Here is a 25903-nt window from a genome sequence, read left to right as displayed (position 1 = left end):
CGCTCGCCGCGCCTGCGTTTCCCCCGCTCACCGCGCCTCCGCCGCCGCCGCTCATCGCGGCTCGAAATCCTTGAACGCCGCCACGGCCCGCTGCGACGTGCTCACGGTCTCGACGATGCGGAAGCCGCCGCGCAGGTAGAAGCCCTCGAAGTGCAGAACGCTCTCGCCGTCGGCGGGCTCGATCTCCCAGTAGCGCGAGCGGTCCTTCGACGTGCCCAGCACCGCGATCCGCCGCCACCCCGCCGGGATCATGCCCGTCCACTCGGGGCCGCGCTTCTCCGTCAGCTCGAAGTCGTCGCGGCTGTGCTTCACCCGGAAGCTCGCGTCCGGCCCCGAGCCGATGCGCGCGTCGAGCGCGGCCCCGGGCGGTCCCTTCGCCATCTGGTCCTGGCGCCGCGGTCCCCGCTTGCTCACCCGGTAGCCCGCCACCGACTGCGGATCGAGGTAGTAGGTGCCCCCTTCCTTGCTCGCGCGCAGCCGCCCCGCGTAGATCGCCTGGCGCACAGCGCTCTCCGAGATGCCGAGCTGCTGCGCGGCGTCCGGCACCGTCATCGTGAAGCGCGTCCGCGGCGTGAGGACCGCCGAATCGGGCGGCAGGCGCTTCCGCGCGACGCAGTCGAGCATCACGTGGAAGGTCGGGTCGCGGTACACGTCGGCGGTCGCGACGCTCCGGCCCGCGACGGCGGTCCTGTCCAGCAACGGGTTCTCCTGGCCGAGCACGAGATCCAGCAGCTCGACGTCGGACACCGACGGATCCCTGGCCGCCACAAGGACCCGGGACAGAAAGGCGCCGAGCTCGCCCGCCGGCGTCGGGAACTCGACCGTCTCGCCGGACAGCAGCGTGTATTGCGTCTTCATCTCGCCTCTTCGCAGCTCGTCGTGTGCGCTCGCCCACACCGCGCGCCGCACGCGTGCCCGGGGCCACGCGAGCCCGATCCGTCCAGGAGGCGGACGAAGTCCCACGCACGCGCCGGAGGCACGCGCAGGCGGATCTCACCCCACCGGGGACGCCGCGCCGGCGGAGCCCGCCTCGATGGACGGGCCCGCCCGCACGTCGCCCGCGTCGGGCACGCGTTCAGCGCCGCAGCTACGCATTACTGTAAGCCCGTTCAGGTTGTCCCGTCTAGTGCCTTCGCAAGCCGCTAGGACAAATGCCGTCCGCTTCCATGACGAACAGGCATTCGCAACCGTCCGAAACCAAAAGTTAATTCCGTATGATCAGAATGCAGCGCGGCCCCGGAAAAATCGTCGAGGCGCGCGGATGGGGCGCGGATCACGGCGCCGCGCCCGCCTCGCGCCGTCGCCGCACCCGGGTTGCCGGAGGGATCTGTTCAGTGGGTGGACCCCACCGTTTGTTCAGGTATCGGGCCGCTGTCGCGTCTCGGCGAGAGCCTCGATCGTGTCGCGATCGTGGTCCCGGATGCAGTCGACGCCGTTGCGCTCGAACTGGACGGCGGCGGCCAGCGCGGTCCGGCTGCGCTCGCGGTCGATGGCCCACGCGGCGTGTCGCACGAGCAGGGCGAGCTGCAGCGCCCGGCCCAGCGTGATCGCGACCCGGCGGGCGCCCGCCTCGAGGCCGGGGCGGTCGGCGGAGGCCATCTCCTTGATCCACGCGCGGGCGTGCGACACCGCGCGCGACGCGGACGTCTCGGCCTCGGCGAGCTTCGGCTCGACCACGCCGGTCAGGAGCCGCGCCACCTCGGCCGCGAGGATGTCGAGCGAGCCGTCCTTCAGGATCACCCGCAGCGCGTCGAGGGCGAGCACGTTCGTCGTGCCCTCCCAGATCGTGAGGACCTGCGCGTCCCGGAGCAGGCGCGGCAGGCCCGTGTCCTCGACGTAGCCGGCCCCGCCGAACGCCTCGAGCACCTCGCTCAGCACCGACACCGCCTGCTTGGCGGTCGTGAGCTTCGCGAGCGGGATGATCAGCCGCAGCAGCTTGGCCTCCGAGTCGGTGAGCGAGCCCGTCTCCTCGCGCCCGAGCAGCTCGATCGCGCGGAAGGTCAGGTGGAAGGCGCCCTCGAACTCGGCCTGGAGCTCGGCGAGCGTGTCCATGTGCAGCGGCTTCTCCGCCAGCGTCGTGCCGAACTGGACTCGGCTCTGGGCGTACGAGCGCGCCAGCGCGAGCCCCCGGCGCATCCCCGCGATGGCGCCGATCGCGTTCCATGTGCGCGTCACGTTGAGCATGGGCGCGATCGCCCGGACGCCGTTCGAGAGGCCCGCCACCGGCGTGGCGAGGACCCCGTCGAGCGTGAGCTCGGCGGTCGGCACCTTGCGCGTCCCGAGCTTGTCCTTCAGCCGGTTGATCAGCACGCCCTCGCGGCGGCCCGCCTCGCCCGCGAGCTCCACGTAGAAGAGCGCGAGGCCGCGGCTGCCCTCGGGGTTGCCCTCGGGGCGCGCGAGCGTGAGCGCCATCTCCGACGTGGCGGCCGAGGCGAACCACTTCGTCCCGTGGAGCCGGTAGGCCCCGTCGGGGCCGAGGCGCGCCGCCGTCTCGCTCCGCCCCACGTCCGAGCCGCCGGTGCGCTCGGTCATCCACTGGCCCGAGGTCCACGCGGCGGCGGGGTCGCGGCTCGTCAGCCGGGGCACGGCGCGGTCGATGAGCGCGTGGTTGCCGCTCGCGAGGAGCGTCCGCGCGGCGCCGTCGGTCATCGCGAGCGGGCACGTGTACACGTCGCTCGACGCGTCGAAGAGGTACGCCAGCGCGAACTGATGGACGCGCGAGAAAGCGCCGTGCGCCCGCTCGTAGGCCGTCGCGACGACCCCCCGCTCGCACGCGATCCGGGCCGCCTCCTTCCAGAGCTGGGTCACCTCCACCTGGTCGACGCGCCTTCCCCAGGCGTCCCACGACGTGAGCTTCGGCTCGTTCGCGCGATCGGCGAGCTGCAGCTGGTACAGGCGGCCGCCGGCGAGCTCGCCCATCTCCCGCAGCGAAGGCGTTATCGACGCGGCCACCTCGCGCGGCAGGGCCCGCGCGAGATAGGACCGCAGCACGCGGTCGTCGTCGTACTGGTTCCCGAGTGTGGGGGGGTCTTGATAGAAAGCCACCGGCCGACTCCTAGGTTGGTGCGCCGCAACCCGAACCGTGCGACGCCCGCGCGCCGATCACGTTCCGCGCGCCCCTCCATGCACGCGCGGCGACTCGCAGCCTCGATAGAGCTCGAAGCTACTGAACCCGTCCCATCCGGTTCAACAGGAAGCCGAGGCCGCGTCGCGGCGACGCGGCGAACGGTGAACCTCTGCTGGTAATTTCGCCGCGACCGCCGGTTTTTGTGCGCTGTTCGGGTGCTGTGTCGCACGGAAACGCACGAAAAGAAGCGTAAGTCGCTGAATGTGCGGTTCTTGACTTCTCCGATGCACCAATGCATATGGCTGGCGGTGAAGCTCTCGAACAAGGGTCGCTACGGTGTGCGCGCATTGTTCGATATCGCATTCCACAACGACGGGCGGCCGACCCAGATCCGCGAGATCTCGGAGCGAGAGCTCATCCCTGCGCGCTTCCTGGAGCAGATCTTCCAGGACCTGAAGAAAGCCGGGCTCATCAGCTCGAAGCGGGGGCCGCGCGGCGGTTATCACCTCGCGCGGCCCGCGAGCGAGATCAGCCTGGGCGACGTCGTCCGCGCCCTGGAGGGGCCGGTCGCCGTGATCGCGCCGGATGACGACGGCAGGCCGGAGGGCTCGCCGCTCGACCCGCCCACGGCCGTGTTCCACGATCTGGCGCTCGCGATCGAGCGCTGCTTCGACTCGGTCTCGATCGCCGACGTCTGCGAGCGCGGCGTCGAGCTCGGCGTGCGCCGCAAGGGGCGGCCAGAGCGCTCGACCTACGTGATCTGAACCGACACCATGAGCAGCCCCGAACGATCCGCACAATCCACCGGCGCACCCGGCGTACCCGCGGAGCGCGCAGCGCAGCTCCCGCCGCTGCCGTCGCACCCGCGCGTCGTCGACAGCCTCCTCGACCTCGTCGGCGACACGCCGCTCTACGAGATCCGCCGCGTCGACGCGGCGACGCCCCGGGGGCGCGTGTTCGGGAAGGCCGAGCAGCAGAACCCGGGCGGCTCGCTGAAGGACCGGATCTGCCTCGCGATGATCGAGGGCGCCGAGGCGCGCGGGCTGCTCGGCGCGGGCGGCGTGGTCATCGAGCCCACGTCGGGGAACACCGGGATCGGGCTCGCGATCGTGTGCGCGGCGAAGGGGTACCGCTGCATCCTGACGATGCCGGCGAGCATGAGCCTGGAGCGGCGCCAGCTGCTCGAGGCCTACGGCGCGGAGGTCGTCCTGACCGAGCCCGAGCTGCAGATGGAGGGGGCCATCGCCCGGGCGCGCGAGCTCGCGGCGGACATCCCGGGGGCGCTCATCCTCAGCCAGTTCGACAACCCCGACAACCCGCGCGTCCACGCGGAGACGACCGCGCGGGAGATCTTGCACGCGATGGCCGGCCTCGACGCGCCGGGGCGGCCCGGTCCCCGGCAGTCGCTGACGATCGACGCGTTCGTCGCCGGCGTGGGGACGGGCGGGTCGGTGAGCGGCGTCGGGCGCGTGCTCAAGCGGCTCCGCCGGGCGACGCGCGTCATCGCGGTCGAGCCCGAGTCGTGCGCGACGATCTCGCGCGGCGAGCGCGGGCCCACCAAGATCCAGGGGCTCGCCGCCGGGTTCGTCCCCACGAACTACGATCCGAGCGTGGTCGACGAGGTGCGGACGGTCAGCGATCGCGCGGCGTACGACACGAAGGCGGCGCTGGCCCGTCAGGAGGGGTTGCTCGTCGGCATCAGCGCGGGCGCCGCGGTGCGCGTCGCGCTCGACGTCGCCCGCGAGCTCGGCCCCGACGCCAACGTGGTGACCGTCCTCTGCGACACCGGCGAGCGCTACTTCAGCCTGGACGAGTATTTCCGATGAGCGGCGGCGGCGAGGCGATCCGCGGGTGCGTCCTCCTCGTCGGGGCGGGGGGGATCGCCGCGCCCGCCGCGCTCGCGCTCGCCGCTGCCGGGGTGCGGGAGCTGCGGGTCGCGGACGACGACCAGGTCGAGCTGACGAACTTGCATCGTCAGATCCTGTTCGACGACGACGACGTCGGGCGGCCGAAGCTCGACGCGTTCGCGGAGGCGCTGCGCCGCCGCTTCCCCGGGCTCCGCGTCGACCGCCGTTACGGCCGCTTCACGCCGAGCGCGGCGGCGGGGCTGATGCCGGGCGTCTCCGTGGTGGTCGACGCGACCGACAACTTCGCGTCGCGGTTCCTGATCGCCGACGTGTGCCGCCTGACGAGGACGCCGGTGGTCCATGCCGCCGCGATCCGCTGGCGCGCGACGGTGATGGCGGTCGCGGGGGAGGGGGCGCCCTGCTACCGCTGCCTGTTCGAGGACCTGCCGACCGGGGACGCGCCGGATTGCGCCACGGCCGGCGTGGCTGGCCCGGTGTGCGGCGTGGCCGGCGCGATCGCGGCGGATCGCGCGCTGGCGATCCTCGCGGGCGACGCGTCGATCTTCGGCCGGATCGCGACGTACGACGGCCTCACGGACACGCTGCGCAGCGTCCCTGTCTCCGCGCGGCCCGCCTGCGACCTCTGCGGGGCGCGCGCCGCGATCGCGACGATCGACGCATCCCGCTACGTCGTCGCGTGCGCGTCCGAGAGCGGATCCCCGACTCACGTTGAAGGGGACCGCGAAGGCGGATCCCCGACTCACGTTGAAGAGGACCGCGAAGGCGGATCCCCGACTCACGTTGAAGAGGACCGCGAGAGCGGATCACCGAGCCCTGTTGAAGTTGAAAAGGACCGCGAGAGCGGATCCTCGACCCACCTCAAGACTGGAGAGCAAGACCATGGCTGACACCGCGACCGTCCGCATCCCGACCCCCCTCCGCACGCTCACCGGGGGGCAGGACGAGGTCAAAGCCGCCGGCGGCACCGTCGGCGAGCTGATCGAGAACCTCGAGAAGAGCTACCCCGGCATCCGCGACCGACTCCTCGACGAGAAGGGCGTGCGGCGCTTCGTGAACATCTTCGTGGGCGACGAGGACATCCGCTTCCTCGACGGGCTGAAGACGCCCGTGAAGGGCGGTGACCAGGTGGCGATCGTGCCCGCGATCGCCGGGGGCTGAGGTGGACGACCCGCGCTATCTCCGCCAGGTGTTGCTCGCGGAGATCGGTCCAGAGGGACAGGCGAGGCTCAAGGCGGCGACGGCGCGCGTGCTCGGCGGCGGCAGCGACGCGCCGCCGCTCGCGCACGAGGTGGCGGAGCGCTACGCGCGCGGCGCCGGCTTCGGCGCGCTCGCGGAGGGCGCGATCGACCTCGCCGCGCTCGCGCCCGCGGAGCTCGTCGCCTCGCCCGCCGCGCGCGCCGTGCTCGCCGGCGCGCGCGCGGCGCTCGCCGAGATGCGCGCCGTGCTGGCTCAGGGGAGCGCGGGGCAGGGGAGCGCGGGGGAGGTCGACCCGTCATGAGGCACTCGCTCGCCCGCTCCCGGCGCCTGGGGTCGGTCGTCGACGCCGTGGGCGACACGCCGCTGTTGCGCCTCTCGCGCGTCGGCCGCGAGACGCCGTCGGTCGAGGTCTACGCCAAGCTCGAGTTCGCGAACCCCGGCGGCTCGGTGAAGGATCGCGCCGCGCTGCGGATGATGACCCGCGCCGCCGCGGACGGCCGCCTCACCAGCCAGAAGACGCTCATCGACTCGACGAGCGGCAACACCGGGGTCGCCTACTCGCTCTTCGGCGCGGCGATGGGCTTCAAGGTGGCGCTCGTCATGCCGTCGAACGTGTCGAAGGCGCGCAAGGACATCGCGCGCGCGTTCGGCACGGAGCTCATCTTCAGCGACCCGATGGAGGGCTCCGACGGCGCCATCCGCCTCGTGCGCTCGCTGGTCGAGAAGGATCCGGAGCGGTACTTCTACCCGGATCAGTACTCGAACGAGGACAACCCGCTCGCCCACTACCACGGTACGGCGCGCGAGATCCTGGAGGCGGTCGGCGACAGGATCACGCACTTCGTGGCCGGCATCGGCACGAGCGGCACCATTGTCGGGACGAGTCGGCGGCTGCGCGAGCACCACCGCCCGATCCGTTGCATCGCCGTGGAGCCCACGGAGGCGCTCCACGGGCTGGAGGGGCTCAAGCACCTGCCGAGCTCGCTCGTGCCCGCCATCCACGACGAGGGCGCGTACCACGAGACGATGCGCATCACGACGGAGGACGGCTGGGACATGTCCGATCGCCTCGCGCGCGAGGAGGCGCTGCACGTGGGGCACTCGGGCGGCGCGGCCGTCTTCGCGGCCTTCGAGGTGGCGAAGCGCCTGCACCGCGAACAGCAAGGAGGGTGCGTCGTGGCGATTGTCCCGGACCGGGGCGACCGCTATTTTGCGCCCATGAAATGGGAGAAGCGTTACTTATGGTGATGTCTCCACAGCCGTGGACCGCCGGTGGGGTCGTCCTCAAGGCGAGCGTGCTCAAGGCGGTCGAGGACGAGGCGCTCGCGGGCTACGCGCGCGACGAGGAGGCCTGCGGGTACCTGAAGGGGCCCGCGGCCGAGCCGCTGCTCTGCGACGAGCACGTCCGGATGGACAACATCGCGAACAAGCTCCACGCCGTCGATCCGGAGCGGTACTTCCGGACGGCGCGGACGTTCTTCGATTTCAACGGCAAGCGCTTCTCCGACGCCGTCGAGAAGGGCGCCTCGGCGGGGCGCCCGGTGAAGGTGCTCTATCACTCCCACCTCGACGCCGGCGCCTACTTCAGCCCGACGGACGCTGCCATGATGAGCGGCGGCGAGCCGCCGGCCGAGGAAGGGGCCCCGATCGTGATGGGGCCCGGGCCGGCGTTCCCGCTCGCGTTCCTCGTCACCAGCGTGCGCGGCGGCTCCGGCGAAGGGCGTCCGGAGGAGGCGCCCCGCATCGCCGAGCACCGCCTCTTCGTGTGGGACGGCGCCGCGTTCGTCGCGTCGACGTTCTCCGTCGTCGATTGAGCTCATCGCGCCGGGGCGCGCGTCCACGCGCTCTCGCGCAGCCCTCCTCCGCTCGTCGAGGGGTCCGCACCCGAGGCCCGGAGCGGCCGAGTCCGTAGTCGTCACTTGATCATCGAAGGAGTTGCCTAAATGTCAGGTTTTGTTGTCTGGTTCACCGGTTTGAGCGGCGCTGGCAAGAGCACGCTCGCGGCGATGCTCTCGGCCGAGCTCCGCGCCCGCTCCGTCCACGTGGAGGTGCTCGACGGCGACGAGGTGCGCACCAACCTCTCGAAGGGCCTCGGGTTCTCGAAGGAGGACCGCGATACGAACATCCGGCGAATCGGATACGTGGCGAAGCTCATCGCCCGGTCGGGCGCGTGCGCGATGACGGCCGCGATCAGCCCTTACAAGGCGATCCGTGACGAGCAGCGGGCCCAGATCCCCCACTTCGTCGAGGTGTTCTGCTCCTGCGAGATCCCCGTGCTCGCCGAGCGCGACGCGAAGGGGCTCTACAAGAAGGCGCTCGCGGGCGAGATCAAGAACTTCACGGGCATCGACGATCCGTACGAGGCGCCCGAGAGCCCCGAGGTGGTCGTCGACACCGGCAAGGAGACGAAGGAGGAGAGCCTCGCCAAGATCCTCGCCAAGCTCGAGGAGCTCGGCTATGTCCCGCGCCGCGGCGCCGCGGTCGCCGTGTCCGGCGCGGCCGCCGCGGGGGCGGCCGCGGGCGGCGCGCGCGGGCTCATCGCGCCGCACGGCGGCGAGCTCGTGAACCGGTGGGTCGAGGGCGCGGCGAAGGCGTCGCTCGCGGAGCGGGCGAAGGGGCTGCCGGTCATCGAGCTCGACGAGCGGACCGAGAGCGACGTCGAGATGATCGCGATCGGGGCGTTCTCCCCGCTGCGCGGCTTCATGAACTCGAAGGACTACCTGCGCGTCGTGCGCGAGATGCGGCTCGAGAGCGGCCTTCCGTGGTCGATGCCGATCACGCTCGCCGTCTCCGAGCAGGCGGCCGAGGGGCTCCGCGTGGGCTCCGAGGCGGCGCTCCGCGCGCGCGACGGGCGCATCGTCGCGGTCATCGAGCTGAGCGACAAGTGGCGGCCCAACAAGGAGCTCGAGGCGCAGGAGGTGTTCCGGACGACCGAGACGAAGCACCCGGGCGTCGCGTACCTGATGAGCACGGGCCCCGTGTACGTCGGCGGCGAGATCCGCGTGCTGGAGCGGCCCGTCGACTCGGCGTTCCCGGCGTACGACCGGAGCCCGGCGACGACGCGGGCGTACTTCGCCGAGAAGGGCTGGCGCCGGATCGTCGGGTTCCAGACGCGGAACCCGATCCACCGGGCGCACGAGTTCATCACCAAGACGGCGCTGGAGATCTGCGACGGCCTGATGATCCACCCGCTCGTCGGCGCGACCAAGTCGGACGACATCCCGGCGGACGTGCGGATGCGTTGCTACGAGGAGCTCATCGCGAAGTACTATGTGAAGGACCGCGTGCTGCTCTCGATCTACCCGGCGGCGATGCGCTACGCGGGGCCGCGCGAGGCGATCTTCCACGCGCTGGCGCGGAAGAACTACGGCTGCTCCCACTTCATCGTGGGGCGCGATCACGCCGGCGTCGGCAGCTACTACGGCACGTACGACGCGCAGGAGATCTTCAATGCCTTCAGCCCCGGAGAGCTCGGCATCACCACGCTCAACTTCGAGAACGCGTTCTACTCGACCGTGGTCGGCGCGATGGCCACGGCGAAGACGGCGCCTGGCGATGCGTCGACGCAGGTCAATCTGTCCGGGACGAAGGTGCGCGAGCTGCTCCAGCGTGGCGAGCTGCCGCCGCCGGAGTTCTCCCGTCCGGAGGTCGCGCGCATCCTCATCGAGTCGATGCGCAGCTCGTCGTAGCCCCGGGCGCTTGAGGGCCGCGGCGGGCGGCGCCATGGAGCGGGGCCGCGCGGCCCCTCACGTGGCGCGCGCGGCGCGCGCCGCGGTCCTCTCGCTCCTCGCCGCGCTCGCCGGCGTCTCCGCGGGGACGCCGGCGCGCGCGGATCTCAGCGACGACGCCGCGCGCGTCGCGCGGATGTGGTCGCTCTCGGGCGCGCGCGTCGCGCGCCTCCCCCCCATCTTCCTCGAGCACGGCCGCGCCCGAGTCGTGGCGATCGATCCGCCTGCCGGCCCGGCCCGCGTCGCAGGCGCGGCCGGCGCGGCGGCGGACGAGTGCCTCACCGCCGCGTTCCTCGCGCCTCGCACGGCGGAGTTCACGCTCTCGCCGGAGGGGCCGTCGGGCGGCGTCCCCGCCCTCGAGGGCCTCATCCACAGGCTGCGCGGCGCGGAGCCCGAGGACGACCGCCGCGTCCCCAGCGTCACCGGGGTCGCGGCGATCACGCTGTGCGGGGCCGAGCGCGAGGGGCTGCGCCGCTTGGCGGTCGAGGTGCTGTCGACGCGCAGCGCGTTCGATGTCGTCGTCGCCGCGTCGAGCGCGCCGCTGGAGCGCGTCGAGGCCATCCTACCGGAGCGCGCGTCCGGGCCCGTCGCGCCGCGCGGCGACCCTGGGCGGCCCTCCGAGCCGGGGCCGCTCGACGCCCGGGTCGCGCGGGCCGCGCGGCGCGCGCAGGCGGAAGGGGCGCCGCGCGTCGCTCCGACCGACATGCGCGCCTCGTCGATCGGGACGGGGCAGTTCTCGGTCAGGCTCCCCGAGGGCTGCCACCGCCTCGACCTGATGGCCGAGGTGCCGAGCGCCACGTTGCGCCGCGCGACCGACCTCGACGCCGAGGCGCGCGAGGAGACCACGGGCAGGGTGCTCGATCGCGACAGGTCCGACGCGCCCGACGCGCGGCTCGATTTCTGTCTGGGCGAGCAGGGGGTCGTCGAGGTGCCTTTCCTCGGGGCCGCGGGGCCGGTGAAGGTCGTGCTGTCCGACGCGCAGTGGCCGATGTCCGCGTTCGTGCCGGGGCACTTCGGCGCGCGCGCCCGCGGCAACATGGCCGCCGCGCTGCGCCGCCGCCACGCGCCCGCGCCGCGCGCGCAGGCGATCGCCGAGGCGATCGGCGCGCAGGGCGACACGCTCGTCCCGGTCCAGGTCGAGCCGGGCCGCTGCTACTTCGCGGGGGCGGCGCTGGCCCGGGGCGAGCTGCGCGCGCTCCGGATCTCCGTCGAGGTCGGCGACCGCGCCGGGCGCGACGACGCCGGCGAGAACGGCGAGAGCGCCGGCGTCGCGTTCTGCTCCGAGATCGAGGAGAGCGCCGCCCTCCGCGTGTCCGCGCGCGGCGGCTCGCCGGTCTGGGTCGTCGCGGTCTGGCCGATGGACTGACCCCGCTCACTCCGGGGCGCGGTGGCGCCTCGGGCGGCGGCGCGGGGCCTGCTCCGGGCCTGGGTTGGTCACGGCGCCGGGCTGGGCCCGCTCCGGCAGCAGCTGGCGGAGCTGCCAGGCCTGCAGGAACGCGCGTCGCTCCGCGGCGCGCAGCGCGTGCTGGTGCTGGCCCATCATGAACGCCGGCACGACCAGCATGAACAGGGTCGTCAGCGTCAGCGCCGTCATCGTCGCGATCTTCGAGTGCTCGACGGCCTGGGGCAGGATGACCATCGCGCCGCCCGCGAACTCGTACGAGCGGGGCAGGACGCCCGAGTACTCGATCCACGCGGCGGCCAGCACCGCGACGCAGCTGGTCACGACGACGGCGACCCGGTAGACGGTCCGGTACGTGAACGAGTTGCCGTACGTGAGGATGACGAGCAGCATCGGCATGAAGAGCAGCGGGCCGAAGCCGCGGCCGATGCACAGGAAGCTGAGCACGTTGAAGACGAAGCCGGCGTAGGCGTACCACTCCGCGGACGGGCGGTGGACGACGCGCGCGGCGAGGAACTTCATCAGCGCCGCGAGGGCGGTGAAGCCCAGGATGAAGGCGAAGACCTGCCACTCCCGGATGCCCAGCCACACGGCGGCGACCAGCGTCGCGATCGCCGTCGCGAGCAGCTCGGCGCGCATGCCCGCGCGGAGCTGCAGGCGGTGCCGCGCCGCCGCGGCCGCGTCCAGCTCGGCGAGCACCTCCGCCGGCATCTCGCGCGGCGGCTCGGTCAGGACGCGCCGGAGCGTCTCCAGGGCGCGCTCGTTGGACGGATCGAAGGCGAGCGCCTGGCCGACCTCGCTGAGCAGCGTCTTCCGGGCGCCCTCGGCTTCCTTGCCGCCGGCGAGCGCCTCCGTCACGCGCTCCTCGGCCAGCCCCGCGTGCCGCGCCGCGAGGTCGCGGCGGAGCTCCACGTCCTTGTCGCCGTCGAGGAACCGCTCGACCGCCTCGTAGAGCGCGCGGGCGGACGGGTAGCGCTCGGAGGGCTCGCGCCTCGTCGCCGTCACGCAGATCGCGTCGAGCTCCGGCGGCACCTCGCGCTCGGGCGCGCGCACCGACGCCCGCGCGTCGGCGCCGTGGATGAGCGAGTCGAGCATCTCGGTGCGGTCCTTCTTCGGGTGCAGCGGCTTGAGCGTGAGGAGCTCGAAGAGGATCGCGCCGAGCGAGTAGACGTCGCTGCGCACGTCGAGCGTGTCGACGCACCCCTGCGCCTGCTCCGGCGACATGTACCCCAGGGTCCCGAGCACGTCGCCCGGGATGGTCCGCGTGCTCATGGGATCTTCGCCCATGTCGATGGTCTGGAGCGGCGTGTCGATGAGCTTCGCGACGCCCCAGTCGAGCAGGTACACCTCGCCGAAATCGCCGAGCATGATGTTGGCGGGCTTGAGGTCGCGGTGGAGCACGCCGCGCGAGTGCGCGAAGTCGACGGCGATGCAGACCGACGAGAAGGCGGTGAGCAGCCTGCGGCGCGAGAAGCTCTGGAGCGCCGTCGCGTCGCCCTCGCGGAGCTCGTTCAGGATCCTCGCCAGCGTGAGGCCACGGAGGCGCTTCATCGTGAAGTACGCCGAGCCCTTGCTGTCCACGCCGAGGTCGTAGACGGGCACGATCGACGGGTGCTCGAGCTGGCCCTGCACCCGGGCCTCGCGGAGGAACCGGTGGCGCAGCGTCGTGTCGCCCTGGTGCTCGGCGCGGATGACCTTCATGGCCACGTCGCGGCCGATGCGGCGGTCCCTGCAGAAGTGGACCTCGCCCATCCCCCCGACGCCGAGCAGCGACCGCATCTCGTAGCGGGGACCGTCGCTGGACAGATCCGTGAGCTCCGCGCGGGCGCGCCCGAGGCTCACGGGGGTGGGGCTCTGGCCGTGCGAATCTCCGCCCTTCCCGCGAGATTTTCGCATCTCGGGGAGCTGCTCGAGCGTCTCGAAATCGTCGTCGAACAGGGCCATGGCGTCCGGGAAGCCAGGCTCGGTCGCGCCGTGCCAGAAAAACCCACACCGGCAGGGCTCCGCGTGGCGACCCTCGACCGCCTCGACAGGCGGCAGCGAGGGGCGTTGCGGAGTGCTGGGCTTCCTCGGACGAGAAAATCTCGTATCGGGTGGTCGTGTCAACGGGATGCTGCGTCCGTAGAAGACGGCCGGCGCGCAATGCGACGGCCGCGCGCCGCGCACATCCCGTGCGGCCGGGGTGAAGGCGGGGGGCCGCTCGCGAAATGAAGGTCGATGTCGGGTGTCCAGCGGTCCTGGCGCGAGCTGTGGTGGCGTCTCCGTCGCGCGGGGGGCGCGATGTGGGGCGCGTCACCGCGCGGGCGATCGCCGGCGGAGGCTCGATGCGCGCGAGGCGCTCGGCGCGCTCGATGCTCTCGGCGCGCTCGATGCTCTCGGCGTGCTCGATGCTCTCGGCGTGCTCAACGTGCTCAACGTCCGAGGAGCGCGAGCAGCGTCTTCTTGTTCGTGAGGCCGATGTGCCGCCCGACGGGCTCGCCCTTCTGGAAGGCGACCACCGTCGGCAGACCGCGGATGCCGAAGCGCTGCGCGGCCGCGGGCGACTCGTCGACGTCGAGCTTGACTACCTTGACCTGGCCCGCCGTCTCGGCGGCGATCTCATCGACGATCGGCGCGAGCCGCTTGCAGGGGGCGCACCACGATGCCGAGAAGTCCACGAGCACCGGCGTGTCCGTCTGCAGGACCTCCTGAGCGAAATTCTGGTCGTTGACTTCGATGACATTGCTGCTGCTGCCCATGGCGCTGTCCTTTCGGTCTTCTCTGGATTGAGCGGGACCTGGCTGCGATGCGCCGGCGCGATGCCGGCCCGATCCTCGACAGCCACGCTCGCTCCAACTGTTATATGCACGGTTTCAGTTTCTGCCAGGGGCGAGGCTTGGCCGCCCGCAGGCGTGGCGCCGTCGCGTGCGTCCGCGGCAGGTGGTCGGGCGCGGCGTCGCCGCGCGGCCAGGCGCCCGAGAGATCAGCCGGCCTTGACCGACGCTGGGCGGCCGAGGTGCTGCGCCCGGAGCGCGATGTCCGCGACGGTCTTCTGCGCGAGGCCGCGCAGCAGCCCTGCGTTGGCCGCCTCCGCGACCTCATCGAACGCCCGCTGGATCCCCGACCCGATCGGGCACCTCGCGTTCGGCTCGCACGGGCTCGGCGCGATGGCGCCTTCCGGCTCGACGGCGGCGTACACCTCGCTCAGCCGGATCTTCTTCGCCGGCCTCGCCAGGCGATAGCCGCCCGAGCGGCCCTCCCGCGCCTCGATGAGCCCGGCCTGCGACAGCCGCGCGAGGATGCGCCGCAGGAAGGCCGGGTTCGTGTTGATGCTCGCCGACAGCGCGTCGCTCGCGCAGCTCTCGTCGGACTGGGCGAGCAGCGCGAGGGCGTGCGTGGCGATGGCGAAGCGACCCGAGGACATCGAACGGCCCCTCGGCCGTTATCTGAGGGCTCCCGGGGCTCCGCTGTCAAGGCGCGGCGGGCGGCCGGGCGTTCGCGCGCTCGCGCCTCGGCGCCTGCTCGTTCAGCGCGACCTGGGCGACGTGCGGATCAACACGAGGGCGTCTCCCTTGCCGTCCGCGAGGCGCAGCTCGATCGACGCGGGGATGGCCGCCGGGCCGGCGCAGCGGCTGTCGGACACGACGTGCCGCGCCCTGGCGAGCGAGCTCTCCCCCGTCGAGGTGTCGACGAGCCGCAGATCGACGCCCGCGCCGTCGGCGTCGAGCGCCGCGATCACCTCGGCGCACGTGTTGGCCGGGATCGCGAGCGGGAGGATCTTGAGGCGCGCGGCGTCGAGCGCCACCGCCTGCGCGCCGGCCGCCCCCGCGGCGTCGGCGGGGCCGGCGGCGCTCATGCGCCCGAGCAGCCTCGCGGCGGCGAGCGGATGGGCGACGAGCGCCGGCGGGGCCTCGGGCTCCTTGCGGACCTCCACGGCGAACGGGCCGGGCTGCGCCATCGACTCGACGTCGACGCGGGCGGGGCCGCCGCGCCCGCAGGTGAAGAGCGTCGCCCGGGCGCCGCCCCGGGCGCGGCCGAGGAGGGCGTGGCCCTCGCTCCAGAGCTCCGCGAGCACGTCGGCGAGCGGCTTGCCGGCCAGCACGTCGATCCGGGCGCAGCCGGCCGGCAGCTCGATCGGCAGCGTCGTCCGGCTGCCGAGCCGCGCGGCCCCGGTCGACACGCGCGGCGCGCCGTAGCCCCGGCCGGCGAGCGCGCGGCCGTGGTCCGCCCGCGCCTCGGCGAGGTCGCGGCCCTCGGTCACGCGCTCGATCGGCGTGGCGCCGGAGATCTCCGCCTCGGCGCCCGGCTGCGAGCGGCCCACGACCACGGCCACGAGGCCCTGCGTGCCGCGCGAGCGGATCGCGATCGAGAGCTCGACGGAGACCGCAGAGCAGAGGAGCAGCGAGCGATCCTGGCCCCGCTCGCGCGCGCGCGCGACGACCCTGCCGCTCTCGTCCTCCGCGACCACCTCGAGCGAGGCGACCTCGTCGCTCGGGGAGACGAGCACGTCGAGGCAGCGGCCGCCGTCGAGGGTGGCCCCGATACGGCTCGTGGCCCTGGAGCCGACGGGCAGCGCGACGCGCCGGACGTCGTCCCAGCGCGCGCCGACCGCGGCGCGGCGCGCCCTGATCTTCGCCTCCAGGCCGGGCCACGACTCGAGGCGCCCGCTCTCGTCGCCGGACCTGCCGCGCGCGCCGACGGCGCGGGCGACCGCGTCGGCCGCCTTGACCGGGACGCTCTGCACGCCGACGCTCACCGCCCCGGCGCCCGACATGACGCGCGCCATGACATAGAGCCTCCGCGGGTGCGGCGGGCAGACGAGGATGGAGGCGCGCGCGTCGGCGGCCTCGTCGGTGGAGAAGGCGCTGCCGTCGTCCTCGAAGGCGAACAGGTCGACGTCGCTGATCGTCGGCGAGACCCGCGCCATCGCGAGCATGCACTCGCCGGCGGGCACCTCGACGAAGGCGCCGAGCCGATCGCCGTCGGACGCCATGTCCGCGCCGATCACCCGGAGCGCGCTCGCGCCCGCCTGCGCTGCGCGCTGCGCGTCCGCGCCGAGGAGGGTGCTGCCGTCGATTCGATCGGGCAGCGCGCGGAGCGTCTCCGGCGCCGGCGCGCCATGGGAGGCGCTCGCCCCGGCGCGGCACGCGGGCAGGACAGCGAGCGAGGCCGCGAGCGCCCAGGCGGCGCGGGCGGGCGTCGGCAGGGGCGCGGGCGAAGGAAGGGACGCGGGATGTCGGGGGCGCAAGGGCGTGGGCTCGTCGGGGCGGGCGCTCGATCGAGAGAGAAGGTTCTACTTCAGCGCGGGTACGGCATCCAGGGCGCGCCGGCCGTGGCCGCGGCCGTCCACCGCGTCATTCCTCGGCCGCCTCGGCGCAGATCCGTCCGAGCGTCCGGACCGCGTGCTCGCTGAGCTCCGTGAACGGGTAGCCGCAGTTCACCCGGATGTAGTTCGAGAAACGGTGCTTGGCCGAGAAGATCGGCCCCGGGGCGACGCTGATGCCGTGCTCGAGCGCGCGCTCGTTCACGTCGAGCGCGCTCGTGCCGGACGGCAGCTCGACCCAGAGCACGAAGCCGCCGGCGGGGCGCGAGATGCGGGTGCCGGGCGGGAAGTGCTCGGCGATCGCCTCGCTCATGCGCGCGACCTGGGCGGCCAGGCGGCGCCGGAGCGTCCGCAGGTGGTGATCGTACCCGCCGATCTCGAGGAACTCGGCGATGGCCATCTGCGGCAGCGTCGCGGTCGCCACGCTCTGCGCGAACTTGAGCTGCTCGACCTCGTCGAGGAAGCGGCCGGGCGCCGTCCAGCCGACCCGGTAGCCCGGCGCCACCGTCTTCGTGAACGACGAGCAGAGCATCACGAGCCCCTTCTTGTCGAACGCCTTGGCGGGGCGGGGGCGGACGTCGCCGAAGTGCAGGTCGCCGTAGATGTCGTCCTCGATGAGCGGCACCTCGCGGCGCGCGAGCATCGCGACGAGGCGCTCCTTCGCCTCGTCGGGCATGGCGCTGCCGAGGGGGTTGTTGAAGTTCGGGATCGCGAGGCACGCCTTGATGCGGTGGCGGGCCAGCATCTCCTCGAGGACGTCGAGGTCCATGCCGGTGCGGGGGTGCGAGGGGACCTCGAGCGCCTTGATGCCGAGGCTCTCGATGAGCTGGAGGAGCCCGTAGTACGCGGGCGACTCCAGCGCGACCGTGTCGCCCCGGCGGGCGACCGCGCGCAGGCAGAGGTGGAGCGCCTCCATGGCGCCGACCGTCGTCACGATGTCGTCGGGGGAGAGCACGACGCCCCACTCGACCGAGCGCCGGGCGATCTGCCGCCGCAGCGCCGGCAGGCCGGGCGGCGGATCGTACGAGACGCCGGCGCCGCCCGCGCTCCGCGCGATCGCGCTGAGGATCCGGTTCAGCTTGTCGGTCGGCAGGAGCTCCGGGCTCGGGCACGCGGCGCCGAACGGGACGATGTGCGGGTCCCGACACGCCCGGTAGACCTTGGAGACGAGGCTCTTCACGCTGACCCGCGTGGCGGTGGTGCAGGCGCGCGCGGCCCGGGGCTCGGGCAGCGCCGTGCCCCGGCGGGCGCGGACGTAGTGCCCCGACTGCGGGCGCGCCTCGATGAGCCCGCGGTTCTCGAGCTGCATGTACGCCTGCAGCACCGTCGCGACGCTGACCCCCTGCTGCCGGCTGAGCCGCCGCACCGACGGGATCCGGTCGCCCGGCCGCAGCGTGCCGCGCGCGATCAGATCCGCGATGTGCGCGGCGACGCGATCGTAGAGGTGGGCCTCGTCATCTGCTTCCGCTTCGATGGGCGCCTGCACCTGCACGAGACGAAGTGTACAGCCGGGCGGGCGCTGCGGTACCGGTACAGCTGCCAGGCGTGAGGACCAGCACAGTCGCCTGTTCCGGAAACTGTACCGGCCTCAATTACCGACCGACTGCCTCTGTACCGGTCGCTCGCTTGACCCCACCCTTCAGGCCATGAAATTGACCTCACTTGTTTCGGAGCCGCCATCGCGCCTCCTGGAGGCGTCGCGGATCGATCTGGGGAAGGGGGGCCTGTGGACGCACCGCCTGCGGGGCGGCCCGCTGCGCCTGAGCTGTACCGCAGGCGCGGTCTGGATCACCCGCGAGGGGGAGCCGGAGGACGTCGTGCTGGAGGCCGGCGCCAGCTATGGAGGCGAGGGGCGCGGGCTCCTCGTGGTGGAGGCGCTCGAGCCGGCGCAGATCGCGGTGGCGAGGGGCGAGGCAGCGAAGACGGCGCGCGCCGTGCTGGCGAGGGCGCAGGGGAGCTGGCTGGTGCTGCTCTCGCTCCTCGCGCTGTACGTGATCTGGGGCTCGACGTACCTGGCGGTCTCGGTCGCGCTCGAGACGCTGCCGCCCTTCTTGCTGGCCGGGACGCGCTTCATGACGGCGGGCGCGCTGCTGTACGGCGTGCTCCGGCTGCGCGGCGCCCCTCGCCCGACGCTGCGGCAGTGGGGCGCGGCGGCGCGGGTCGGGGTGCTGCTGCTCGTCTTCGGCAACGGGCTCGTCGTCGTCTCGCAGCAGTGGGTGAGCTCGGGCGTCGCCGCGGTCGTGGTGTCCACGATGCCGCTCTGGCTGGCGCTCTTCGCCACCGCGCGAGGCCGGGGCGCCGCCGGCGGCGCGGCCGCCGGCGCCCCGGAGGTCTCCCGGCGCGAGTGGATCGGGCTCCTCGTCGGGTTCGCGGGCGCGGCGCTGCTCCACCTCGGCGGCGATCTGCGCGCGGCGCACGCCGGGGCCCTGCTCATCTTGCTGGCCCCCGTGTCGTGGGCGCTCGGCTCGCTGTACAGCCGCTCGCTGCCGCTCCCGGAAGGGCCGATGGCTGTCGCGGCGGAGATGCTCGCGGGCGGCGCGGTGATGCTCGGGGTGAGCGCGCTCTCGGGTGAGCACCTCGCGGCGGCGCCCTCGTCGCGGTCGCTCCTCGCGCTCGCCTATCTGGCGGTGTTCGGATCGATCGTGGCCCTCAGCGCGTACACGTACCTGCTCCGGAGCACGCGCCCGGCGATCGCGACGAGCTACGCGTACGTGAACCCGATCGTCGCCATCGCGCTCGGCGTCCTGCTCGGCGGCGAGCGGGCCTCCGCGACGACCTGGGCCGCCGCGGCCATCGTCGGCGCCGGCGTCGTCATCGTCTCGCGGCGCTAGGCGCGCTGCGCTCGCGGACCACCCCGCCCCGCTCCGACGGCGCGTCGCGCCGGCCGCCTTCGCGCCCCGCGCGCGCGCCGTCGACCGTAGGCAATGCGGGGGGCGGCGTGTAGTGTGCGCAGCGAGGAGGCGAGGTAGATGAAGCGAGGGTACCGGCTGCTCGGCTGGGCGCTGCTCCTGTCCGGGGCGCCGTCGGCGTGCAGCGGCGGCCACGTCGGCGCTGCGTCGAGCAACGGGGCGAGCGCGACGTCGGGCGCGAGCGCAGGCGGCGGCGAAGGCGGCGGCGCGGCCACGAGCACCGGGGAGGGCGGCGGCGCGGCGGTGGGCGCCGGCGAAGGCGGCGGGGCGGCGGTCGGCGCGGGCGCGGGCGCGGGGCCGAGCGGCGAGTGCGCGGCGCTCGCGCCCGGCCCCTTCGAGCCGGCGCTGGTCACGGCCGTGTTCAGCGGCAGCGAGGACTTCGCGTTCGACGGCCGGGGCTACCTCGTCGCCAAGCAGGGGTCGAACCTCGTTCGCTTCGACGCCACGGGCAGGACCTCGAACTTCGCGTCACTGCCGGGCCCCCAGGGCCCCGTGCCCGGGCTCCGATACCGGCCCGACGGGACCCTCGTGGCGGCGCTGCCGGCCCGGGGCGCCGTCGTCCAGATCTCGGCGACCGGAAGGGTCGACGACTACGTGACAGGCCTCACGGACCCGAACGGCCTCGCTCCGGACGCGCAGGGCAACGTCTGGGCGACCGACCTCGCGGGCGATCGGGTGATCCGCCTCAACCCCGATGCCACGATCGACGAGATCGCGAGCGGCGCCCCCGAGGTGAGCGAGCCGAACGGAATCGCCTTCGACCCGGCGCGACGGGTGGTTTTCTACACCAACTCCTCTGCCGGCGAGATCCGCAGGATCGACCTGAACAACCCTGGCGAACGTCCCTTGCTCGTGGCGACGGTCGCTTCGTCCGTGCTCGACGGGCTCGCTCTCGATACGTGCGGTCACCTCTACACGGTCGATAGCGAGAACCGGACGCTCTATCGGGTGAGGCTCGACGCGGGCGGCGCCGCCCTGGGGGAGGCCGAGCTCCTGGCGCGCTTCCCGACCGGGGTGGCCAATGCGCAGTTCGGAGCGGGCCCGGGGTTCGATGCGAGGACCCTTTACGTCGGAGGCGCAGCCGGCTCGATCTACGCTGTTGCCGTCGGCATCGCCGGCGCGCCGGTCCCCGCGCCGCCGGAAGCGCCGTGATGGACGCTCCTCGGCAGCGCGCTGGAGGGGAGGCTCAGCGGGCGCCTTCCGCGGCCACTTCGCCCTTCTTGAGCTTTTCTTGAAGCTCGCCGAGCTTCCCCGCCGACCGCTCGAGGGCGCGCGCAGCGCCCTCCAGCGCGATCCGCCCGTAACCGATGGCCACCCCTGCCCAGGAGGTGCCCAGCTCGCGCAGCGTCTCGACGAACGGCGGCTTGATCGCCGGCGCCCCGGCGCTGGCGTCCGACGCCTGCGCGTGCCCGGCGCTCCCGTTCACGCTGTTCTCGGCCTTCGGCTCCGTGATGCTCTGGGTCTCATTCATGGTCTGCCTCCCACTTCGGTATGTCCCCCCGCGACGACCGCGGGCGCACAGAAATGATGAATCAAGCGTTGACCCCCGTGCCCCGCGCGTCGCCCGCTCTCGCGGGCTCGCAAGACGCGATGTGCACTGGAGCGAGGGGAGCCCCGCCGCACGGCCGTGCCCGCGAACAGAGCCACCTTGTGGCTTCGTCGGAGGCACAATCGCGACGCCACGACACTGCGACGCGACGCGTTAACTGTCAAGGCCTCATGTCGATTTTGTTGCCGTCGTTTTTCCCTAGGTTGTTTGATGAGGACGCTGCGGCGGCCATCGCGTTCGCTCGGCAGGTCTAGGAAGGGAGTCACCCTATGTCGCTCGCGCGCTGGAACAAGGCCACGCCACCAATGCTGTTGTGGCTTCTCGTGGTGCTGTCGCTGCTCGCCGTTCCGTCGCTCTCGATGGGGCAGGCGCCTGACGCGCCGACGGCGGCGCCTGCCGCGGGCGCGGCGCCATCAGCGCCCGCGGCGAAGGGCGCCGCGGCGCAGGCGCAGGCGCACGGGCCTCCGCCCGATTCGTGGGCTGGACAGCTGGAGATGCTCTCTCGCTGGGTCGATCAGCGCGGCGGCTCGGGGGGATGCGAGGAGCGATGTTACGCGCTCGATCGGCTGCGCATCACCGGCGCGGTGGGCGAGGGGCCGCTCCAGTTCGAGCTCTCGGGCGGGGTGCTCACGGACCGCCCCGTGGCCGTGCCGCTCTTCGGGCCGCCGGCGCACCTCCGCATCGAGGCCACGCTCGACGATGGACGCCCCGCGTCGCGCCGCGAGGCCGCGCCGATCAGCTTCGAGGACGACCACTACTACCTCTGGACGGCCGCGCGCCGCTTCGTGCTCCGGGGCACCCTGTGGCTCGAGGGCGACCTCACGCTCCTGGTCGCCGGTCCGCTCAACACGTTCGAGGCCGACATCACCGGCGGGTCCGTCGCCGAGGGCGCGCAGCTCTCGGGGCTCCGCGGGGCGACGCTCCACTTCACCCCCGACGGGGGCGCGGGGTCGCAGAGCGCGGGCCCCACGGTCTTCCAGCTGTCGCGCGCGGTGCGGGTCGGTCGGGAGATCGGCTTCGAGTACCGGCTCGTCATGCGGTCGGGCAGCGACCTGGGCGTCGTGCGCCTTCCGCTCGCGTTCGGGGAGAAGGTGCTCGACGTCGCGGGCGCGAGCGGCTTCCGGGTCGAGGGCGGGGAGCTCGTGCTGCCCACCTCGGGCCGCGCCGCGGAGATGAAGATCTCGGGCACGCTCCCGACGGTCGGCGCCTTCTCGCCCGATCCGCGCTCCGCCTACGAGTGGTGGCTGTTCGAGTCCGACGCGGAGCACCGCCTCACCGTGAAGGGCGACGCGCGCCAGGTCGACGCCGCCGAGTCGCCGATCCCGCGGACCCAGGCGACGTCGCGGCTCCTGCTCGTGCAGCGAGGGCAGCGCGTCGAGGTCGCGGTCGAGCCGCTCTCGGGCGTCGAGGTCCTCGCCGCGGTGGTGCGCGACCACCGCCGCACCCTGGTCCTGACCGAGCGCGGAGACCTCGTGGCCGACGACGCGCTCACCTACGAGAACAACGGCATCGATTACCTGACCTACGCGCCGGGCGGGCGGCCGATCTACCTCGCCACCGACGGGAAGGCCCAGCGGATCATGCACCAGGGCAAGGCCGCGGAGGAGGTCCTCGTGCCGCTGCAGACGGGCAGCCACACGATCCAGGTGCAGTCGCTGGCGCAGGCGGCGGTGCACGCGCTCGGAGGGACCCTGGAGCTGCCGATGCCGGGTTACCCGCTCACCGCGAGCGAGGTGGCGCTGAAGGTCGGGCTGCCCGATCGCGTGGTGCCGCTCGCGCTGCTCGGCGGCGACCGGCCGGTGTGGTTCGCGGACGCGGGTGACGCCTTCGCGGTGGCGATCGGCTTCGTGGCCGCGTGGATCGCCGTGCGCCCCGGCGGGGCGACGAGCCGCGGGCGCGTTCGCGCGCTGCGCGCGCTGGGCGGGCTGCTCATGGCGGGCCTGTGGTTCCTGGCGCCCGCCACGTTCGTGGCGCTCGTGGTCGGCATCGCGACGGCCATGGCGGCGTGGCTCGCGGGGCGGCTCCTCGGAGGCCGTGGCCGCGCCGCCGCGATGGTGGTGCTGCTGGGCATGGGCGGCCTGGCGCTCCTGGTCGGGCTCTTCGCCGTCTCGGCGAGGAGCTACAGGGCGGAGCGCTGGAACTCCGCGTACAGCGAGTCGGCGGCTCCGGCGCCCGCCGCCATGCGCAGGGCCAAGGACGACGATCTGGCCAAGGGCGGCGGCGCGCTCGCCCCTGGCGGCGCGGTGCTGGAGGGGGTGACGCCGGTCGCGCTGTCGCTCCCGGACTACGAGCGGTCCGTTCAAGCGCGCCGTGAGCTCGTCACGCGCGAGCGCGCCTTCCGCCCCGTGCTCGTCTACACGACGTCCTCGGCGCTCGTGCCGCTCGTGCTCCTGTGGCTGGCCGGGGTGACGGTGCTCCTCGCCGCGCACCGCGCGCCGCTCACGGCGCTCTACCGGCGCGCGGCCGCGCGCCTCGCGCGCAGGCCCGAGGACGACCTCGCCCAGGGAGAGCCCCCGGCGCCGGCGCGCTGAGATCGACCGATCGCCATGGCGCGGTCTCCTCGTCTCGCCGCGGCCCTCGCGCTGGTCGCGCTGGTCGCCCTGGTCGCGCTCCGCATCGCACAGCTGAGCCCCCCCGACGTCGTCCCGGCGAGCGCGCCGCCCGAGGTGTTCTCGGCCGAGCGGGCCAGGGCGCACCTCGCGCAGATCGCCGCCGAGCCGCGCCCCACCGGCTCGGCGGGCCACCGGCGGGCGCGCGACTACTTGCTCGGGGAGCTCTCCAAGCTCGGCGTGCAGCCCCAGGTCCAGCGCGCCTCGGTCCTCAGCCGGCAGTGGGGCCTGCCGTACGACGCGGCGCACGTCGAGAACATCGTGGCGCGGCTGCCGGGCGCGGACAGCACCCGGGCGGTCGCGCTCGTCGCGCACTACGACTCGGTGCCCGGCAGCCCGGGCGCCGCCGACGACGGCAGCGGGGTGGCGGCGCTCCTGGAGGCGCTGCGCGCCCTGAAGAGCGGCCCCCCGCTGCGCAACGACGTGCTGCTCCTCTTCACCGACGCGGAGGAGGGAGGCGTCCTCGGCGGCAAGGCGTTCATGGACGAGCACCCGCTGCGCGGCGAGGTGGGGATCGCGCTCAACTTCGATGCCCGCGGGGCCGGCGGTGTGGTCGCGATGTTCGACACCGGGCCCGGCGACGCCTTCCCCGTCCGCGAGCTCGCCAGCGCCGCCGCCTACCCGGTGGCGTCGTCGCTCTTCCCCGCGGTCGCGCGGCGCATGGGCCACAGCACCGATTTCAGCGTCTTCAAGCGGGCCGGGATCCCCGGGCTGAACTTCGCCTTCAGCGACGCCGTCGCGCACTACCACGCCCCGTCCGACACCGTGGGCAACCTCGACCTCCGGAGCGTGCAGCACGCCGGCGACTACGCGCTCTCGCTCGCGCGGCGCTTCGGCGCGCTCGACCTGCGGGATCCCGGGCGCGGGGATGCTGTGTACTTCAACACGTGGGGCGCCCACCTCGTCTCGCACCCGATCGGCTGGACGCTCCCGATTGCCGCGCTGGTCACCTGCCTGTTCGCGGGCGTGGCGCTCCACGCGGCGCGGCGGCGGGCCGCTTCGCCGGGCCGGATCGCCGCGGGGCTGCTCGCCTTCCTGGCGCTGCTCCTCGGCGTCGCCGCGGCCGTGGGCGGGCTCGCGTGGATCCTCAGCAGCGCGCACCCGGCCCTCCGGGTGATGCCGTTCGAGCCGTACAACGCGCCCGTGTACCGGCTCGCGCTCGCGCTCGCCGCGCTCGCGGCCTGCGCGGCGGGCTACCGGTTCTTCCGGCGGCGCCTCGCCGCCTGCGAGCTCGCCCTCGGCGCGCTGCTCCTGTGGCTGTTGCTCCTCGTCGCGGCGAGCCTCTTCATGCCGGGCGCGAGCTTCTACTTCGCCTGGCCGCTCGCGTTCGCCCTGCTCGGGCTCGCGGCGGTGACGATCCGGCGCGGCGACGCCCCGCCCACGCTCGCGGACGCCGCGATCCTCGTCGCTGCCGCGGTGCCGGCGGTCGCGCTCGCCGTGCCCGGCCCGTACCTGTTCTTCGTCGCGCTGGGCCTGCCGAAGGCGGCGGTCCCGGCCCTCGCCGTCGCGCTCGTCTTCGGGCTCTTCCTGCCGCACGCCGAGCTGCTCGGCGGCGGCCGCTCGACGCGGCTCTCGCTCGCGTTCGCCCTCCCGGGCCTCGCGGCGCTCCTCGTCGCCTGCGCCACCACGGGCTTCACCGAGGCGCGGCCCCGGCCGGCGAGCCTCGCCTACGCGGTCGACGCCGCCGCCGGGAAGGCCCACTGGCTCTCGGCCGACCGCGACCTCGACCCGTGGACCGCCGCGTACTTCCCGGACGATCGCGGGCAGGCGCCCTCGTTCGCGGTGCCGTTCGTGCGCGTGACGCGCCAGGCCGAGGCGCCGGCCCTCGCCCTCCCGGCGCCGTCGCTCACGGTGCTCGGTGATACCCGGCGCGACGGCGTGCGGGCGCTCCGGCTCCGCGTCGCCTCATCCCGGGGAGCCCCCTGGCTGTTCGCCGAGGTGACGTCCCCGAACCGGGTGATCCGCGCCGAGGTGGACGGGCAGGGCGTGGAGGAGCCGGTGCGCGGGGCCGACGCGAAGCCGGATGTCCGCTGGGGGTTCACCTACATGGGTTTGCCGTCGGGAGGTATCGAGTGGTCGCTGGAGGTCGAGGACTCCGGGCCGATCGAGATCCGGCTGATGGACCAGACCTACGAGCTCCCAAGCGAGCTCATGCGCGGGCAGAGGCCCAGCGAGCTCATGGGCGTGCCGTACCGCCTCGCCGATTCGACGTTCGTCAGCGGGTCGTTCCGGCCTTAGCACCGGCGGGCTCGCTGAAGCGGGCCCGCCGCCC

The 25903-nt window shown here is 73.5% G+C and carries 21 protein-coding genes; 13 read left to right on the top strand and 8 right to left on the bottom strand.

The annotated features are described in order from the left end of the window. Positions 1 to 51: 51 nt before the first annotated feature. Together WMF29_RS31175 and WMF29_RS31170 are read right to left on the bottom strand one after the other, a co-directional pair. Positions 52 to 858: a helix-turn-helix domain-containing protein gene (locus tag WMF29_RS31175; protein ID WP_272094680.1), complete on the bottom strand. Its 807-nt coding sequence runs from the start codon at positions 856 to 858 to the stop codon at positions 52 to 54. A 498-nt stretch (positions 859 to 1356) separates the two neighbouring features. Continuing rightward, a complete protein-coding gene (locus WMF29_RS31170) occupies positions 1357 to 3045 on the bottom strand; it encodes an acyl-CoA dehydrogenase family protein (RefSeq protein WP_437323773.1) in 1689 nt (562 codons plus the stop codon). A gap of 306 nt (positions 3046 to 3351) precedes the next feature. Between WMF29_RS31170 and WMF29_RS31165 the strand changes: the two genes are divergently transcribed. The 9 genes from WMF29_RS31165 (at position 3352) to WMF29_RS31125 (ending at position 11226) form a co-directional block, all read left to right on the top strand. Then, positions 3352 to 3831 carry an RrF2 family transcriptional regulator gene (locus WMF29_RS31165; protein ID WP_437323772.1) on the top strand — a complete coding sequence of 160 codons (480 nt, stop codon included), beginning with the start codon at positions 3352 to 3354 and terminating at the stop codon, positions 3829 to 3831. A 9-nt stretch (positions 3832 to 3840) separates the two neighbouring features. Then, positions 3841 to 4893: a cysteine synthase A gene (gene cysK, locus WMF29_RS31160; protein WP_437323771.1), complete on the top strand. Its 1053-nt coding sequence runs from the start codon at positions 3841 to 3843 to the stop codon at positions 4891 to 4893. Beyond that, positions 4890 to 5822, top strand: a complete 933-nt coding sequence (locus tag WMF29_RS31155) for a HesA/MoeB/ThiF family protein (protein ID WP_437323770.1) — start codon at positions 4890 to 4892, stop codon at positions 5820 to 5822. Before cysK ends, WMF29_RS31155 begins: the two co-directional genes overlap by 4 nt. Next, positions 5815 to 6093 carry a MoaD/ThiS family protein gene (locus WMF29_RS31150; protein ID WP_012238383.1) on the top strand — a complete coding sequence of 93 codons (279 nt, stop codon included), beginning with the start codon at positions 5815 to 5817 and terminating at the stop codon, positions 6091 to 6093. The genes WMF29_RS31155 and WMF29_RS31150 overlap by 8 nt, the downstream gene beginning before the upstream one ends. 1 nt (position 6094) lies before the next feature. After that, positions 6095 to 6433 carry a hypothetical protein gene (locus tag WMF29_RS31145; RefSeq protein WP_437323769.1) on the top strand — a complete coding sequence of 113 codons (339 nt, stop codon included), beginning with the start codon at positions 6095 to 6097 and terminating at the stop codon, positions 6431 to 6433. Then, a complete protein-coding gene (locus WMF29_RS31140; protein WP_437323768.1) occupies positions 6430 to 7380 on the top strand; it encodes a PLP-dependent cysteine synthase family protein in 951 nt (316 codons plus the stop codon). Before WMF29_RS31145 ends, WMF29_RS31140 begins: the two co-directional genes overlap by 4 nt. Next, the gene (locus tag WMF29_RS31135) at positions 7374 to 7946 is read left to right on the top strand and encodes a Mov34/MPN/PAD-1 family protein (protein WP_437323767.1); all 573 of its coding nucleotides are present in this window, start codon (positions 7374 to 7376) and stop codon (positions 7944 to 7946) included. The genes WMF29_RS31140 and WMF29_RS31135 overlap by 7 nt, the downstream gene beginning before the upstream one ends. Before the next feature lie 129 nt (positions 7947 to 8075). Further along, positions 8076 to 9821 (top strand): sulfate adenylyltransferase, encoded by a 1746-nt coding sequence (sat, locus tag WMF29_RS31130; protein WP_437323766.1) that lies wholly within the window; start codon positions 8076 to 8078, stop codon positions 9819 to 9821. A 10-nt stretch (positions 9822 to 9831) separates the two neighbouring features. Then, on the top strand, positions 9832 to 11226 hold the full coding sequence (locus WMF29_RS31125) for a hypothetical protein (protein WP_437323765.1): 1395 nt from the start codon (positions 9832 to 9834) through the stop codon (positions 11224 to 11226). A gap of 6 nt (positions 11227 to 11232) precedes the next feature. Here WMF29_RS31125 and WMF29_RS31120 read toward each other — a convergent pair whose 3' ends face one another. From WMF29_RS31120 to WMF29_RS31100, 5 genes are all read right to left on the bottom strand, one after another. Continuing rightward, on the bottom strand, positions 11233 to 13206 hold the full coding sequence (locus tag WMF29_RS31120) for a serine/threonine protein kinase (protein WP_437323764.1): 1974 nt from the start codon (positions 13204 to 13206) through the stop codon (positions 11233 to 11235). 467 nt (positions 13207 to 13673) lie between these two features. After that, entirely contained in the window at positions 13674 to 14000 is a 327-nt protein-coding gene (trxA, locus tag WMF29_RS31115) for a thioredoxin (protein WP_437323763.1), read from the bottom strand. Between the two features lie 224 nt (positions 14001 to 14224). After that, positions 14225 to 14665 (bottom strand): Rrf2 family transcriptional regulator, encoded by a 441-nt coding sequence (locus WMF29_RS31110; protein WP_272094668.1) that lies wholly within the window; start codon positions 14663 to 14665, stop codon positions 14225 to 14227. A gap of 102 nt (positions 14666 to 14767) precedes the next feature. Next, positions 14768 to 16489, bottom strand: a complete 1722-nt coding sequence (locus WMF29_RS31105) for a hypothetical protein (RefSeq protein WP_437323762.1) — start codon at positions 16487 to 16489, stop codon at positions 14768 to 14770. Positions 16490 to 16595: 106 nt separating this feature from the next. Continuing rightward, positions 16596 to 18056: a PLP-dependent aminotransferase family protein gene (locus tag WMF29_RS31100; RefSeq protein ID WP_437323761.1), complete on the bottom strand. Its 1461-nt coding sequence runs from the start codon at positions 18054 to 18056 to the stop codon at positions 16596 to 16598. A 154-nt stretch (positions 18057 to 18210) separates the two neighbouring features. Between WMF29_RS31100 and yedA the strand changes: the two genes are divergently transcribed. Both yedA and WMF29_RS31090 read left to right on the top strand, forming a co-directional pair. Beyond that, positions 18211 to 19395 (top strand): drug/metabolite exporter YedA, encoded by a 1185-nt coding sequence (gene yedA, locus WMF29_RS31095; protein ID WP_437323760.1) that lies wholly within the window; start codon positions 18211 to 18213, stop codon positions 19393 to 19395. Positions 19396 to 19533: 138 nt separating this feature from the next. After that, positions 19534 to 20625, top strand: coding sequence for an SMP-30/gluconolactonase/LRE family protein (locus tag WMF29_RS31090; RefSeq protein ID WP_437323759.1), 1092 nt, complete (start codon positions 19534 to 19536; stop codon positions 20623 to 20625). Between the two features lie 34 nt (positions 20626 to 20659). Here WMF29_RS31090 and WMF29_RS31085 read toward each other — a convergent pair whose 3' ends face one another. Further along, on the bottom strand, positions 20660 to 20944 hold the full coding sequence (locus tag WMF29_RS31085) for a hypothetical protein (RefSeq protein ID WP_437323758.1): 285 nt from the start codon (positions 20942 to 20944) through the stop codon (positions 20660 to 20662). A gap of 383 nt (positions 20945 to 21327) precedes the next feature. On the opposite strand from WMF29_RS31085, the gene WMF29_RS31080 reads away from it, so the two are divergent. Together WMF29_RS31080 and WMF29_RS31075 are read left to right on the top strand one after the other, a co-directional pair. Continuing rightward, positions 21328 to 23553, top strand: coding sequence for a hypothetical protein (locus WMF29_RS31080; protein WP_437323757.1), 2226 nt, complete (start codon positions 21328 to 21330; stop codon positions 23551 to 23553). 15 nt (positions 23554 to 23568) lie between these two features. Continuing rightward, a complete protein-coding gene (locus tag WMF29_RS31075) occupies positions 23569 to 25869 on the top strand; it encodes a M20/M25/M40 family metallo-hydrolase (RefSeq protein WP_437323756.1) in 2301 nt (766 codons plus the stop codon). The last annotated feature ends 34 nt before the right edge of the window (positions 25870 to 25903 follow it).

This window comes from Sorangium sp. So ce381, assembly GCF_051473845.1.
GTDB classification, from domain to species: Bacteria; Myxococcota_A; Polyangia; order Polyangiales; family Polyangiaceae; genus Sorangium; species Sorangium atrum.
The sequence above is the reverse complement of the archived record's forward strand: the minus strand, read 5'-3'. Positions and strand labels throughout refer to the sequence as shown.

Excerpts from the sequence above, each read along its gene's own strand:
- WMF29_RS31135 (WP_437323767.1), top strand. The coding sequence starts at position 7,374 with ATGGTGATGTCTCCACAGCCGTGGACCGCCGGTGGGGTCGTCCTCAAG.
- WMF29_RS31080 (WP_437323757.1), top strand. The coding sequence starts at position 21,328 with ATGCTGTTGTGGCTTCTCGTGGTGCTGTCGCTGCTCGCCGTTCCGTCG.
- trxA (WP_437323763.1), bottom strand. The coding sequence starts at position 14,000 with ATGGGCAGCAGCAGCAATGTCATCGAAGTCAACGACCAGAATTTCGCT.
- sat (WP_437323766.1), top strand. The coding sequence starts at position 8,076 with ATGTCAGGTTTTGTTGTCTGGTTCACCGGTTTGAGCGGCGCTGGCAAG.
- WMF29_RS31090 (WP_437323759.1), top strand. The coding sequence starts at position 19,534 with ATGAAGCGAGGGTACCGGCTGCTCGGCTGGGCGCTGCTCCTGTCCGGG.
- WMF29_RS31140 (WP_437323768.1), top strand. The coding sequence starts at position 6,430 with ATGAGGCACTCGCTCGCCCGCTCCCGGCGCCTGGGGTCGGTCGTCGAC.
- WMF29_RS31110 (WP_272094668.1), bottom strand. The coding sequence starts at position 14,665 with ATGTCCTCGGGTCGCTTCGCCATCGCCACGCACGCCCTCGCGCTGCTC.
- WMF29_RS31155 (WP_437323770.1), top strand. The coding sequence starts at position 4,890 with ATGAGCGGCGGCGGCGAGGCGATCCGCGGGTGCGTCCTCCTCGTCGGG.
- WMF29_RS31175 (WP_272094680.1), bottom strand. The coding sequence starts at position 858 with ATGAAGACGCAATACACGCTGCTGTCCGGCGAGACGGTCGAGTTCCCG.
- WMF29_RS31150 (WP_012238383.1), top strand. The coding sequence starts at position 5,815 with ATGGCTGACACCGCGACCGTCCGCATCCCGACCCCCCTCCGCACGCTC.
- WMF29_RS31075 (WP_437323756.1), top strand. The coding sequence starts at position 23,569 with ATGGCGCGGTCTCCTCGTCTCGCCGCGGCCCTCGCGCTGGTCGCGCTG.
- WMF29_RS31120 (WP_437323764.1), bottom strand. The coding sequence starts at position 13,206 with ATGGCCCTGTTCGACGACGATTTCGAGACGCTCGAGCAGCTCCCCGAG.
- yedA (WP_437323760.1), top strand. The coding sequence starts at position 18,211 with ATGAAATTGACCTCACTTGTTTCGGAGCCGCCATCGCGCCTCCTGGAG.
- WMF29_RS31165 (WP_437323772.1), top strand. The coding sequence starts at position 3,352 with ATGCACCAATGCATATGGCTGGCGGTGAAGCTCTCGAACAAGGGTCGC.
- WMF29_RS31085 (WP_437323758.1), bottom strand. The coding sequence starts at position 20,944 with ATGAATGAGACCCAGAGCATCACGGAGCCGAAGGCCGAGAACAGCGTG.
- cysK (WP_437323771.1), top strand. The coding sequence starts at position 3,841 with ATGAGCAGCCCCGAACGATCCGCACAATCCACCGGCGCACCCGGCGTA.